14 protein-coding genes and 1 pseudogene are annotated in these 13,697 nt (G+C 38.1%); 4 read left to right on the top strand and 11 right to left on the bottom strand.

The window, feature by feature from the left end; all coding sequences use genetic code 11:
• Nucleotides 1–149: 149 nt before the first annotated feature.
• The 11 genes and pseudogenes from uvrA to DN408_RS05605 form a co-directional block, all read right to left on the bottom strand.
• Nucleotides 150–3,020, bottom strand: a complete 2,871-nt coding sequence (uvrA, locus tag DN408_RS05555) for an excinuclease ABC subunit UvrA (protein WP_147739986.1) — start codon at nt 3,018–3,020, stop codon at nt 150–152.
• A 5-nt stretch (nt 3,021–3,025) separates the two neighbouring features.
• Nucleotides 3,026–5,002: an excinuclease ABC subunit B gene (gene uvrB, locus DN408_RS05560; RefSeq protein ID WP_002016097.1), complete on the bottom strand. Its 1,977-nt coding sequence runs from the start codon at nt 5,000–5,002 to the stop codon at nt 3,026–3,028.
• Between the two features lie 151 nt (nt 5,003–5,153).
• Nucleotides 5,154–5,585, bottom strand: coding sequence for a DUF4362 domain-containing protein (locus tag DN408_RS05565; protein ID WP_078204975.1), 432 nt, complete (start codon nt 5,583–5,585; stop codon nt 5,154–5,156).
• A gap of 47 nt (nt 5,586–5,632) precedes the next feature.
• The gene (locus tag DN408_RS05570) at nt 5,633–6,253 is read right to left on the bottom strand and encodes a hypothetical protein (protein WP_147739987.1); all 621 of its coding nucleotides are present in this window, start codon (nt 6,251–6,253) and stop codon (nt 5,633–5,635) included.
• Complete coding sequence (locus tag DN408_RS05575; protein ID WP_002129901.1) at nt 6,250–7,011, bottom strand: MerR family transcriptional regulator; 762 nt, start codon at nt 7,009–7,011, stop codon at nt 6,250–6,252. Before DN408_RS05575 ends, DN408_RS05570 begins: the two co-directional genes overlap by 4 nt.
• A 100-nt stretch (nt 7,012–7,111) precedes the next feature.
• Nucleotides 7,112–7,339 (bottom strand): hypothetical protein, encoded by a 228-nt coding sequence (locus tag DN408_RS05580; RefSeq protein ID WP_002034710.1) that lies wholly within the window; start codon nt 7,337–7,339, stop codon nt 7,112–7,114.
• 16 nt (nt 7,340–7,355) lie between these two features.
• Nucleotides 7,356–7,748, bottom strand: coding sequence for a hypothetical protein (locus DN408_RS05585; RefSeq protein ID WP_002129904.1), 393 nt, complete (start codon nt 7,746–7,748; stop codon nt 7,356–7,358).
• Nucleotides 7,745–7,966, bottom strand: coding sequence for a hypothetical protein (locus tag DN408_RS05590; protein ID WP_002089582.1), 222 nt, complete (start codon nt 7,964–7,966; stop codon nt 7,745–7,747). The genes DN408_RS05585 and DN408_RS05590 overlap by 4 nt, the downstream gene beginning before the upstream one ends.
• 17 nt (nt 7,967–7,983) lie before the next feature.
• Nucleotides 7,984–8,374, bottom strand: a pseudogene (locus DN408_RS05595) (hypothetical protein).
• An 11-nt stretch (nt 8,375–8,385) separates the two neighbouring features.
• Nucleotides 8,386–8,583 carry a helix-turn-helix transcriptional regulator gene (locus DN408_RS05600; protein WP_002016109.1) on the bottom strand — a complete coding sequence of 66 codons (198 nt, stop codon included), beginning with the start codon at nt 8,581–8,583 and terminating at the stop codon, nt 8,386–8,388.
• Nucleotides 8,584–8,707: 124 nt separating this feature from the next.
• On the bottom strand, nt 8,708–9,730 hold the full coding sequence (locus tag DN408_RS05605) for a YeiH family protein (RefSeq protein WP_002167391.1): 1,023 nt from the start codon (nt 9,728–9,730) through the stop codon (nt 8,708–8,710).
• A 152-nt stretch (nt 9,731–9,882) separates the two neighbouring features.
• On the opposite strand from DN408_RS05605, the gene DN408_RS05610 reads away from it, so the two are divergent.
• The 4 genes from DN408_RS05610 (at nt 9,883) to abc-f (ending at nt 13,645) form a co-directional block, all read left to right on the top strand.
• On the top strand, nt 9,883–10,776 hold the full coding sequence (locus tag DN408_RS05610) for a LysR family transcriptional regulator (protein WP_002034705.1): 894 nt from the start codon (nt 9,883–9,885) through the stop codon (nt 10,774–10,776).
• 51 nt (nt 10,777–10,827) lie between these two features.
• Nucleotides 10,828–11,196 (top strand): MerR family transcriptional regulator, encoded by a 369-nt coding sequence (locus DN408_RS05615; protein ID WP_078177899.1) that lies wholly within the window; start codon nt 10,828–10,830, stop codon nt 11,194–11,196.
• A 4-nt stretch (nt 11,197–11,200) separates the two neighbouring features.
• Nucleotides 11,201–11,746 carry a flavodoxin family protein gene (locus tag DN408_RS05620; protein ID WP_002016115.1) on the top strand — a complete coding sequence of 182 codons (546 nt, stop codon included), beginning with the start codon at nt 11,201–11,203 and terminating at the stop codon, nt 11,744–11,746.
• Nucleotides 11,747–12,010: 264 nt separating this feature from the next.
• Complete coding sequence (gene abc-f, locus DN408_RS05625) at nt 12,011–13,645, top strand: ribosomal protection-like ABC-F family protein (RefSeq protein WP_147739988.1); 1,635 nt, start codon at nt 12,011–12,013, stop codon at nt 13,643–13,645.
• The last annotated feature ends 52 nt before the right edge of the window (nt 13,646–13,697 follow it).

Raw genomic sequence — 13,697 nt, forward strand, 5'->3', positions numbered from 1 at the left:
ACGCTAATAGATAATAAACGCAAGTAACATGCAAACACTTATACCAATTTATTCTATTCTTTATACTTGTATACCTACTAACATTCTTACCAGTTTCCCTTAGTGAAATAAAAACCGAGTGCAATTCCCACTCGGTTTTTATTAACAACTTATTGTGATAACTCTACTTCTTTTATTTTCTCTTTCATTCTTGCTTTATCACGATCTAAAATCTCTTTTAAATACTTACCTGTATAAGAGCGCTCTTCTTTCACCACTTGCTCTGGCGTTCCCGAAGCAACAATTTGTCCGCCTTTGTCTCCGCCTTCTGGTCCAAGGTCAATAATATAATCAGCTGTTTTAATAACATCTAAATTATGCTCAATTACAAGTACCGTCTCACCACTCTCAACAAGACGTTGCAACACTTCTAGAAGGCGTGCAATATCATGTGCATGTAAGCCAGTCGTTGGCTCATCTAAAATGTATAACGTACGCCCTGTAGAACGACGATGTAATTCAGAAGCTAATTTCACACGCTGCGCCTCACCACCTGATAACGTCGTAGCTGGTTGTCCTAATTTCATATAACCAAGCCCTACATCTACAAGCGTTTGAAGTTTACGCTTAATTTTCGGGATATTAGCAAAGAACTCTACCCCATCTTCAATTGTCATCCCTAACACTTCAGAAATATTCTTATCTTTATATTTCACTTCTAACGTTTCACGGTTGTAACGTTTACCGTGACAAACTTCACATGGAACATACACGTCTGGTAAGAAATGCATTTCGATTTTAATAATTCCATCACCGCGGCACGCTTCACAACGGCCGCCTTTTACGTTAAAGCTGAAACGTCCTTTTTGATAACCACGTACTTTCGCTTCATTCGTGTGCGCAAATACATCACGAATATCATCAAATACGCCAGTGTATGTCGCCGGATTTGAACGTGGTGTACGCCCGATTGGTGATTGATCAATATCAATAACTTTATCTAACTGCTCAAGACCTTTAATTTCTTTATGAGCCCCTGGCTTTGCTTTCGCTTTATATAGCTTTTGAGCTAATGATTTGTATAGTACTTCATTAATTATCGTACTTTTTCCAGAGCCAGATACGCCTGTTACTGCTACAAATGTTCCTAGGGGGAATGACATTTTCGCATTCTTTAAGTTATTTTCTTTCGCACCGACAATCTCCACTTTACGTCCGTCACCTTTACGTCTTTCAAGTGGTACCGGAATAAACTCTTTACCGCTTAAATATTTCCCAGTTAATGAATTCTCGTCTTGCATAACTTCAGCTGGTGTACCTGCTGATACAACTTGACCACCATGAATACCTGCACCAGGTCCGATATCAAGTAAATAATCAGCAGCCATCATTGTATCTTCATCATGCTCAACAACAATTAACGTATTTCCTAAATCACGCATTTCCTGCAATGTACGAATAAGACGATCATTATCACGCTGATGCAAACCGATAGAAGGCTCATCAAGAATGTAAAGTACGCCAGTAAGGCGAGAACCAATTTGTGTCGCTAAACGAATACGCTGCGCCTCACCACCTGATAAAGTTCCTGCGGCACGACTTAACGTTAAATAATCTAAACCGACGTTCACTAAGAACCCGACACGTTCCTGAATTTCTCTTAAAATTAAATGAGCAATTTTTTGTTGTTTCTCCGTTAACTCAACAGTTGAGAAGAACTCCTGTACTTCTTGAACAGAATATTTCGTTACATCGGCAATCGTTTTATCACCAACGAAAACAGCTAAACTCTCAGGCTTTAAGCGTCCACCTTTACACTTCGGACAAGCTTGCTCTGCCATATATTTCTCCATTTGCTCACGAATATAATCAGAACTCGTCTCACGATAACGACGCTCAATATTCGGAATAACACCTTCAAATAAAATCTCATTTTCCTTTACTTGACCAAATTCATTCACATAGCGGAAATAAAGCTTCTCTTCCCTGCTTCCGTACAACACTTTATCAAATAAATCCTTCGGTATATCTTTCACCGGCATATCCATATCGATGCCGTAATGATTACACACGGATTTTAATAATTGCGGGTAATATTGTGAACTTGTCGGTTCCCAAGGAGCAATCGCATGTTCATTTAATGATACATCCCAGTTCGGAATAACAAGTTCTAAATCTACCTCTAACTTCGATCCAAGTCCATCACAAGAAGGACACGCGCCGAACGGACTATTAAACGAGAACATACGCGGCTCTAATTCTCCGATTGAAAAACCACAATGTGGACAAGCATGATGTTCACTAAATAGAAGTTCTTCCTCTCCCATTACATCGATTAAAACTCGGCCCCCGCCAAGCTTTAAAGCACTTTCTAGTGAATCTGCAAGTCGGCTTGCAATTCCTTCTTTCACAACAATACGGTCAATAACAACTTCAATTGAATGCTTCTTATTTTTTTCTAAAGTAATCTCTTCCGATACATCCAGCATCTCTCCATCAACGCGCACACGAACATAACCTTGCTTCTTAATATCTTCTAATACTTTCGCATGCGCACCTTTACGCCCTGACACGATAGGCGCTAGCACTTGCAACTTCGTACGTTCAGGATATTCAAGAACACGGTCTACCATCTGTTCCACTGTTTGTGATGTAATTTCAATTCCATGATTCGGACAAATCGGCGTACCAATTCGTGCAAATAATAAACGTAAATAATCATAAATCTCCGTTACCGTTCCAACCGTTGAACGAGGATTACGACTCGTCGTTTTTTGATCAATTGAAATCGCTGGAGATAAACCTTCAATCATATCAACATCCGGCTTATCCATTTGCCCTAAAAACTGGCGCGCATACGCAGATAAAGATTCCACGTATCTACGCTGCCCTTCTGCATAAATCGTATCGAATGCTAACGATGATTTCCCCGAACCAGACAATCCCGTCACAACAACAAGCTGATTTCTCGGAATGGTTACGTCAATATTTTTTAAATTATGCGCTCTAGCACCTTTTACAACAATAAAATCTTTACTCACTCTTTTCACCCTTCCGCTTTTAATTCTAATAGTAAATCTCTTAATTCAGCTGCACGCTCGAAATCTAATGCCTTTGCTGCTTCTTTCATCTCTGCTTCCATCTTCGCAATTGTATTTTCACGTTCTTTTTTCGTCATCTTCTTAGCTGGTGTTGCTTCATATATTTCCGTATCCTCAGCTGCTGTTGTCGCACGAATAACGTCACGTACTCCTTTTTGAATCGTTTTCGGCGTAATACCATGCTTTTCATTGTAAGCTTCTTGTATACTACGACGACGCTGTGTTTCTTCAATTGCAATTCCCATCGATCTCGTTATGCGATCTGCGTACATAATAACGCGGCCGTTTGCATTACGCGCCGCACGACCAATTGTTTGAATTAATGAACGCTCTGAACGTAGGAACCCTTCCTTATCAGCATCTAAAATAGCTACAAGTGATACTTCTGGAATATCTAATCCTTCTCGTAATAAGTTAATACCGACAAGTACATCAAACTTACCAAGGCGAAGATCACGGATAATTTCAATACGCTCTAATGTTTTAATTTCAGAGTGAAGATAATTCACTTTAATTCCTACATCTTTTAAATAGTCCGTTAAATCCTCTGACATTTTCTTCGTTAAAGTCGTAATTAATACACGTTCATTTTTCGCAATCCGGTCATGGATTTCTCCTAATAAATCATCTATTTGTCCTTCAATTGGTCGTATATCAATTGGTGGATCTAAAAGCCCTGTTGGACGAATAATTTGTTCTATTGCTTTCGGTGACTGCTCTAACTCGTACGGTCCTGGCGTTGCCGAAACGTAAATAACTTGATTCGTTTTCTCTTCAAACTCATCAAACGTGAGCGGTCTATTATCTAAAGCTGATGGCAGACGGAATCCATGATCAACAAGCACTTGCTTACGTGCTTGGTCCCCGTTATACATCGCTCTTACTTGCGGAACCGATACGTGCGACTCATCCATAACGATTAAGAAATCCTCTGGAAAATAATCTAAAAGCGTATACGGCGTTGAGCCTGCTGGACGAAGTGTTAAATGACGGGAATAGTTTTCAATCCCTGAACAAAAGCCCATCTCGCGCATCATTTCTAAATCATAACGCGTTCGCTGTTCTATGCGCTGCGCCTCTAACAACTTACCGTTATCATTTAATTCTTTTAAACGCTCTTCTAATTCTTTTTCAATATTTTCAATAGCGACCTTCAGCTTTTCTTCACGTGTAACGAAGTGAGATGCCGGGAAGATTGCTACATGATCACGTTCTGCTAATACTTCACCCGTTAATGCATTTACTTCTCGAATACGATCTATTTCATCCCCAAAAAATTCAATTCGAATACAATGCTCATCAAGTGATGCGGGGAAGATTTCAACTACATCTCCGCGCACACGGAATGTACCACGCTTAAAATCAATATCATTACGTCCATACTGTACATCAACAAGTTCACGAAGCAATTGATTGCGGTCCTTTTCCATACCAACTCGAAGCGAAACAACTAACTCGCGGTATTCTTCCGGAGAACCTAAACCGTATATGCACGAAACACTCGCAACGATAATAACATCATCTCTTTCAAATAAAGAAGACGTTGCCGAGTGGCGTAATTTATCAATTTCATCGTTAATTTGCGCATCTTTTTCAATAAACGTATCCGTATGTGGTACGTACGCTTCCGGCTGATAATAATCGTAATAACTAACAAAATACTCCACAGAATTGTTAGGAAAGAAATCTTTCAGCTCACTATATAACTGTCCTGCTAACGTTTTATTATGAGCCATTACAAGTGTTGGTTTCTGCACTTCTTTAATGACATTTGAAATCGTAAATGTCTTACCCGTTCCTGTCGCTCCAAGCAACACTTGCTTTTTCTTTCCACTATTAATTCCCTCTACAAGCTTCTCTATCGCTCCCGGCTGATCACCTTGCGGGGAATACTCTGAGATAATTTCAAATGGATGTTCCAACTAAAAACCGACCTCCTCATAAAAATCTGTATTATTATTTTACCACGAATGCCCATAAAAAACCTAAAAAAACGAACAGATATTCGGTAAAGTTTTCGACAAGTTATATATAGAAAAAGGAAGGAATAAATACTTCCTTCCTCTACTAACTCTATTTTTCAAGTACATATAATAAGTCATATCCATTGCGCCCATTTTCATTCGTACAATCTATTAACCTATATGCCGTTTCTGACTCACGTTGCTCTTTAACAATCCTTTTACAACTATCTTTATGTAACCCTTTATGGTCACCAGCAAATTGATCTTGTCTATTATCTAACACATACAGTATATCTTTCTCACTATGCTCTAACGTTTGAAAAATCGGGTCACCTTCATGTGTATACTGTACAATTCTTATTTTATCAACTTCCCCTTGTTCCACATTCCAAACGAACTTCTCGAATTTATCTAGATTAGAAATTTCTGCCCCCTTTGCAACGACATCATTCTTCTTATCGATTGCACTGTTAGGTTGTGAACATGCTACTAAACTAAAGAGAAATAAGCATATAAAACCTGTTCTTTTTCCTATTGTTATCCTCTCCTATACAAACTATTGGTATACTAGAAAAAAGCTACTTTCCTCTATGAAAGTAGCTTCTTGTTTCCTTTCTCCTTCTTCGGAAAAATAACATATGAAAATGAAATCGCAGTATCCACTAAAAGAATAATAGCCCATACTTGGCTTACACGGCTTGCTGTTTTATTTAAAACAATTCCTGACTCTAACCAATTCCCCCACTGTTCTACTGGAATAAGCCCATACATGAAGAAAAAGAATATATGAACCGCAATAAACAAAATAAGATGTAAAATCCAATTTTTTATTTCCTGCTTCGCATGCGCCATCCCTGTTACTTCAAGTGGTTCTTCGATAATAGGCGCCGGTTCATTCCGCCACTTCGCAACTAATTTTTGTGCATATATGTCTAATTTCTTCAAATCCTTTTTCCCATAAAAAACTGCATATAATAAAATGATTACCGTAATGATTTGAAAATTAGAGAACTTCCCTGTTTGATAATAGTCCAATACCCCTAAAGTTAAAATAAACACTTCATTTATGAGTAGCACAATCCCCATAATAAAGCTCGCCTTTTTCAAGTGAAATCCATACCTTAGTAAAAAGAATCCAATAGCTGATAACCAAAATACAATCTCTGCCCCAATTAAAAAATACCAACGATATTCTGCGAGTATACTCATTTATCCCTCTCCCTTTCATCATATATACGAAAAGCCTCATCCATATATACTAGAAGCTCTTCCTCAATTGGATACATACTCATTTTCTGTGAATCTTCTTTTGACTTTCTTACTTCCCACAGTTTATCTAAAAATGCTTCATCACCATTTGCCATCTCTAAACACTTCTGCATTAATTTCTTTGTTGCGCCTTGTACTTCATCACATGATGCTTCCTTACCGTCTTTCATAAAGTTACGTAGTTGCTTTAATAAATTTACCCATTCTAAAACATTCGGATCTTCTTCACTCATGTTCGGCAAATTATGAAGCAACTTTTGTTCTCCCTTAGAAAAAACTTCATTTTGAAACATCTCACGTATTCGCGGAGACTGTTTCGAAAGCTGAATGAGTTCAAACATAACTTTCCAATCCAGTTCTCCCTCCACATCTACTGAATAAACAACTGCCTGTAAAATACGTTCCATTCGATTAAATTTTTTCTGTTCTTCCTGTACAAATCTAAGTTGCTTTTCAAGCGATACTTTTAAATTGAGCTCATCCGTTATTAACATATTCGTAATCTCTTTTAATGAAAAACCCATTTCTTTTAAAAATAAAATTTGCTGCAAACGAACAACATCTCTCTCGCTATATAACCGATGTCCTCCATCAGTTTTCCCACTCGGCTTTAATAAATCAATTTGATCATAATAACGTAACGTCCTTACTGTAACCCCTGTTTCCCTCGTTAGTTCTTGAATTGAAATCAACTCCATCACCTCTTCTCCTTCATTATAAAAGATGACGTAACGTAACTTTCAAGTAGTTTGTAAAAAAAATACAAAAAGCTGTTTATACCTTTTGTATAAACAGCTTTTATGGAAATAACCCCTTTTGTATAGCACGACCACAAAATAAAATAATTGCCCCTACAACAACACTTGTTGCTGTTTTATGATAATGCGCTAAAATTAATAAATAGTATGATAAACCTACAGCACCAATCATAATACATACACTTGGCACTGGATTACGAGAGAAGTTTTGTATTCCCCAAAACAAAGCAAAAATAGCCGTAGCGACACATAATACCGGTAATCCCATCCCAGTTCCCCTTTTTCTATCTATTCCTTGTTGCTAACACACTCGTCGATGCCATACTTATTAATAAACCAAAAATAGCAATATATAATAACTCATTTACATGTACTACTTGCCTATCTAAATACTTATTTACACAAAGATACATAATGAACAAAAAAACGCAGCTTGTAATACAAATCGTAAAATATGACTTCATATTGTTCACAACTCGCTCATCAATTGACGGTACTCTCTCTTCTTTCAAACGCTTCTGTTCTCTATATTCCGAAATGCCATATAAAATGACTAGTGCTACATTCGATATGAAGATCGTTCCCCACGAAATACTTAAAATCATTAAACTCACATTTAAAACAAGACCCGCTAAAAACAAACTTCCTATGAACCGTATAATATCTTGCTTACTCATACATGATCAGCCTCTTTTTGATTTCTATATTTCCATTTCGGCCAATAGTTCACAAAGAAATAAACAAACTGTCCTAATACAAATAAAACAAACGGCATGCCCGCATTTCCATAAACAATTAAATTATACAAACTCCATACCGCTAAACTCATTGTTAAAAACAACCCTAAATATTTAAACGCTTTATCCGACTGAAATCTCTCAAACTCATCTTGCATTTTCATTCCTCCTATCGTTATGCTCGTTTTCCCGCCATTACTCCTATGATGAGACTACCAGCAAATAAGAAACTACATACAATGAATATTTCTGGAATGGGTATAGTAATTCGCCCTATCGCTTTGCTTGCAACAATATAAACAATAAGCAAAAGAAATGCGAATATACATGAGGCATTTACATACTTTTTTATATTTTCATTTACCCGCTCATCTATATCTGGAAGTCCTTCTTTTTTGTACTTCCGCTTTTTGTAATTCGTATACAATATCAGAAATACAATTGCTAAAATGTTACTAACTATAAGCGATAACATCGGTATGGATGGGTCCATAATCCGAACTAAAACGTCCCCCTCCACATAATCCTAAGACCGTAGCGATATACAATTTTTTAGTATCGTTCATTTTCTCTCCCCTTACTCCAGCGTAAATATTTCCTCTACCTTCATTCCAAAATATTTGGCGATTTTTAGGGATAACTCTAGACTTGGGTTATAGTGGTGGTTCTCAATCGCCACGATTGTCTGCCGGGTCACTTGCATCGCCTTTGCCATTTCAATTTGCGTTATATGATGTTGTTTTCGCAATTCTTTAATTTTATTTTTCACACCCATAGGCTCCACCTTCGAAAGTAAAGATATCTTTACTTTAATTATAAATATTTTCCAAATCCAAGTAAAGATATCTTTACAAAAAAAGGTAAAAAAAAGAGACATCTATAAGATGCCTCTTTTTTTGCTACATAAATCCTAACGCATACACAAGAACGTACCCAAGAACAGATAAACAAACCGAGCCAATCAACCCTGCCACAAATGCTCTGCTTCCTAATTTGCGGAACGTTTTAAACTCTACATTTAAACCGAGCCCTGCCATTGCCATTGCAATAAGCATGTACGCAATTACTACAATATATCCGGCAACAACTTCTGGGATAATCCCAATCGAATGCACCGCACTCATTGCTAAAAATCCGAAGATGAACCAAGGAATCGGAAGGTCGCGCCACGATCTTTTTTCCTTGCTGTCCTCGCTCTTACCAAACCATAATCCAATTAAAATCGCTACTGGCACAAGCATCGCTACGCGCGTTAACTTCACAATAACCGCGATGTCTACAGCCGTGCTACCGCCTGGCGCCGCAGCCGCGATAACGTGAGCGATTTCGTGCAGCGTCGCCCCTGAGAACACCCCGTAACCGTAGGGTGAGAAGCCAAGCACTGGGTATAATAGCGTATAAATAAGTGTAAATATTGTACCTAAAATTGCAATAATCGCTGCCCCGACTGCTGTTTCTTCATCTTTCGCTTTCACTTGCGGTGCAATTGCCACGACCGCTGCAGCTCCGCAAATTGCCGTCCCACATGCTGTTAAAATTCCAAGTTTCTGTTCTACTTTAAATACTTTCGTTAGTCCATATACAACGAAAATTGTAAATGTAATAACAACCGCTGCGATGACCAATACTTTCGGCCCCGCCTTCGCAATATCTACAAGATTTAACCTCATTCCGAGTAAGATGATCCCAAAGCGTAGCAACTTCTTACTCGCAAAGTTCGTTCCCGCTATCGCTTCTTGAGGAATCCCGATTGCCGCGCGCCAAACCATCCCGATTAGAATAGCGATTACTAATTGTCCCATAATATTTAAAAATGGAAGCTCTGCTAAATATTTCGCGGCGATTGCGATTAATAACGTAATCCCAATACCTTGCGAAAATCCAAAGCCCTTCTTCTTTTGTATAACAAGTGTTTGTTCCACTTTGTACCACCCCAATAATCGTATTGGAACATGCATGTTCTTTCTAGTTACATTATAAGAGAGTTTTAATAATAAGTTTAATATCAATATTGAATACCTATCATCAGAAATACTTATGATAAAATAAAAGCAAAAATAAAGGGGCCTAACAAATGAACGTCGACATTTTAAAGATCTTTGTTACTGTCGTTGAACAAAAACATTTTTCGCGTGCTGCGGAACTATTAAACCTTTCACAACCTGGCGTTAGTATGCACATTCGCAACCTGGAAAATGAATTTGGGACTACACTTATTCAGCGCTCCCCAAAGCACGTCCAAGTTACGGAAGCTGGAAACATATTATACATACACGCAAAGCAGATGCTCTCACTTTATGAAGATGCAAAACAGGAAATTAATGCGCTGCATAACGTCGTAACAGGAACACTTCGCATCGGCGCTAGCTTTACAATTGGCGAATACTTACTTCCAAAAATACTTGCGCGCTTTGCCAATGAAAATGCACACGTCGAAGTTCATACATTTATCTCCAATACGGAAGAAGTTTTGCAAAGCCTCCGCTCTAATCAAATTGATATCGGCTTAGTGGAAGGCCAAGTCGTATACGCTGACGTAGATGTTGAAACTTTTATGCAAGATGAAATGAAACTCGTCGTCCCGCCAAACCACCCATTGCTCCATATCAAGGGGATTAACGAAAATGCATTGCAAGACCAAGTCTGGGTATTAAGGGAGAGCGGCTCTGGCACACGTGCCTATAGCGATCGATTTATACACCAACATCATTTAAAAATGAAACGCTTCTTTACATTTAGCAGTATTCAAAGCGTGAAGGAAGCCGTTGCAGCCGGTCTTGGCATCGCCATCCTTTCAGATTGGACTGTTCGAAAAGAACTATTAGCAAAAGAACTATTCCACATCCCTGTTCCGAACGAAGAGCTAATCCGTCCATTCTCCATCGTGCGCGGCAAATATTTTATCCCGTCTAAAGCTATTCAAGTCTTTTTAAAACACGTAGATTCTTTTGCGAAAAAACAGAGTTGACCTTCACATTAGTGTGAAGGTTTACAATACATGTAAAAGGAGTGAAACGCATTGCGAATTGGAGAGTTATCAAAAGAAACTGGGGTTAGCGAAAGGGCACTAAGACATTATGAAGAAAGGGGATTACTCCCTTCGAAACGCCTAGCAAATGGCTACCGTGATTTTGATGAAAGTGCAATCGAAAAAGTAGAGCTGATTCAAATGTACTTGCAAATCGGCTTAAATTTAGAAGAAACAGAACGAATGCTACGTTGCCTTGAAATCGAGCCACATCTTTACGAAAATCCGTGTAGTAGTATCCTTGCACTTTACGAAGACAAACTTGATGAGGTAACGAAGCAAATCACATTACTTTCCAACATTCAAACGAATTTACAAAAACACGTTTCACTCCTAAAACAAGCAAAAGAAAAGGGATGATTACATGTTTGTTATACATGGCAGTTCAAGACAAAACGGAAATACGGAAGCTTTAACACATATGGTGATTGATGGGATTGAAACAGAACAAATTTACTTGCGTGATCATATCGTCCACCCAATCATAGATCAGCGCCATGATGTAGAAGGATTTCAACCTGTAAATGATGACTACGAGCAGTTAACCAAACGCATGCTAGAGCACGACACGATTATCTTCGCTACACCGCTATACTGGTACGGAATGAGCGGCCACATGAAGAACTTCGTTGATCGCTGGTCACAAAGCTTGCGTAATAAATCTCTTCATTTCAAAGAAAAAATGAAAGGCAAAAAAATGTACGTTGTCATCGTTGGCGGAGACAGTCCAAAACTGAAAGCATTGCCGCTTATCGCCCAGTTTCAATATATCTTTGATTTTGTTGGTTCATCATTTGAAGGGTATATTATTGGGGATGCGAATGGACTAGATGAAATCAAGAACGATGCTGAGGCACTGGCAAAAGCACAATTGTATAATAATAAATTCAAAAATAGCACACAGAAATAAGTTTGACAAATCCATTTGTATGCGCATACAATAAAAGTAATATTATGAAAGGAAGGTACTTTGACCAATGAAGTTCTAATTCTCTTATTTATTTCATCCATCACAAATAGTGAACAAAAATGATGAAAACTAGCAGAGGATTAGTCTGTCCATTTGTCGATACTTTCTTTCGATACGATCATGTAAAAAATCGTTTATTTATGTACGATTTTTACATTGAAGGGCGACATTTATCCTCTCTAGTGAAACTAGGGAGGTTTTTTTATGACTATTTTAATCGCACGTAATATCGAAAAGAGCTTTGGTGATCGCACCATATTTACGTTACCATCACTAGAAATTCAAGCAAACGATCGTATAGGAATTGTCGGAGTCAACGGAGCTGGAAAATCTACGTTATTACAAATATTAAGTAAAGAAATAGAAGCTGACAAAGGCACAGTAACTCATCATAGTTCTATCAGCATCATTCCACAGCTTAGCGAGGGGATACCAGAAACCGCTTCTTCCCTCGCTAAGGGCAAATGGAATATTTCAAACGTCGCAAATTCAATGAGCGGCGGTGAACGAATGCGCCTAAAGATCGCCCATGCCCTCGAACAAAATGCAGGCATTCTATTTGCTGATGAGCCAACAAGTCACTTAGATATGTTCGGTACAGAGCAATTAGAAAAGGCACTTTTATCTTATAAAGGTGCACTTGTTTTAATATCGCATGATCGTGATCTTTTAGATGCCATATGTACAAAAATCATCGAAGTTGAAGACGGTACTATTCAAGAATATAAAGGTAATTATTCAAACTATCGAAAGCAAAAAGAACGTGAGCGAATACAAAAGCAGGCAGAATATGATCAATATATACAAGAAAAAAATCGGTTAGAACAGTCAATTTCACAAAGAAAGCAACGTGCTTCTAGCATGACAAAAATCCCAACACGGTTCAGTTCATCTGAATCTAAACTTTATAAGTGCAGCGGGGCTCATGGGCAAGAAAATGTTAGCAAAGTAGCGCAAGCACTAGAAACACGCCTTGAAAAGTTGGAACAGAAAGAAAAACCGAAGGACTTTTCTCAAGCTCAGTTTGACGTACAATACCACACACCAATTCATAGTAAAGCAGTTGTTCAGTTTAATAAAACAACGAAGAAAATAGGGGATCGCACATTATTTAAAAATATGAATGGAACAATTGTCCCTGGGGCAAAGCTTGCTATTTTAGGGGCAAACGGAAGCGGAAAAACAACTTTGTTCAAAATGCTTCTCGCGAACGAGCGTGGCATTCAGCTTTCGAAAAGTTGTAAAATTGGATACTTTGAACAAACATTATCTATTTTAAAAACAGATAAAACAATTTTAGAAAACGTTCTAGAAGAAACAAACTATACAGAATCGTTCGTTCGAACAATACTTGCACGGCTCCTATTCCGCCGTGAAGATGTTCATAAACCTGTGCACATCTTAAGTGGTGGAGAACGCATGAAGGTTGCACTCGCAAAAGTATTTTTAGGAAACTATAATATGCTTCTGCTCGACGAACCGACAAACTATTTAGACTTGGCAACGCAAGAAGAATTAGAAAGCATGTTACAGGAGTATCCTGGTACAATACTTTTCATTAGCCATGACCGTGCCTTTATTCGTTCTGTTGCAAACCATATTCTACAAGTAGATGAGAGCGAACCAAGAATATTCCACGGCAATTACGAGCAATACACAAAAAGAACCACCCAAGCTTCTGTAAACGTTACTGAACAAGAATTATTACGATTACAAACAAAATTAACAGAAATCATCAGCCGGATTTCTATCCCAAATCAGCATGATGACATCACATTTCTCGAACAAGAATACGAAAAATTATTAGTTCGAATTCGGCAGTGTAAAGAAGCGCTCTAATGTCTTCCCCATATATCGACGGGACCTTCCACATTTCCCAAGAAATATCGAG

It is taken from the genome of Bacillus sp. AR13-1, assembly GCF_008042285.1.
Taxonomy (GTDB): Bacteria; Bacillota; Bacilli; order Bacillales; family Bacillaceae_G; genus Bacillus_A; species Bacillus_A mycoides.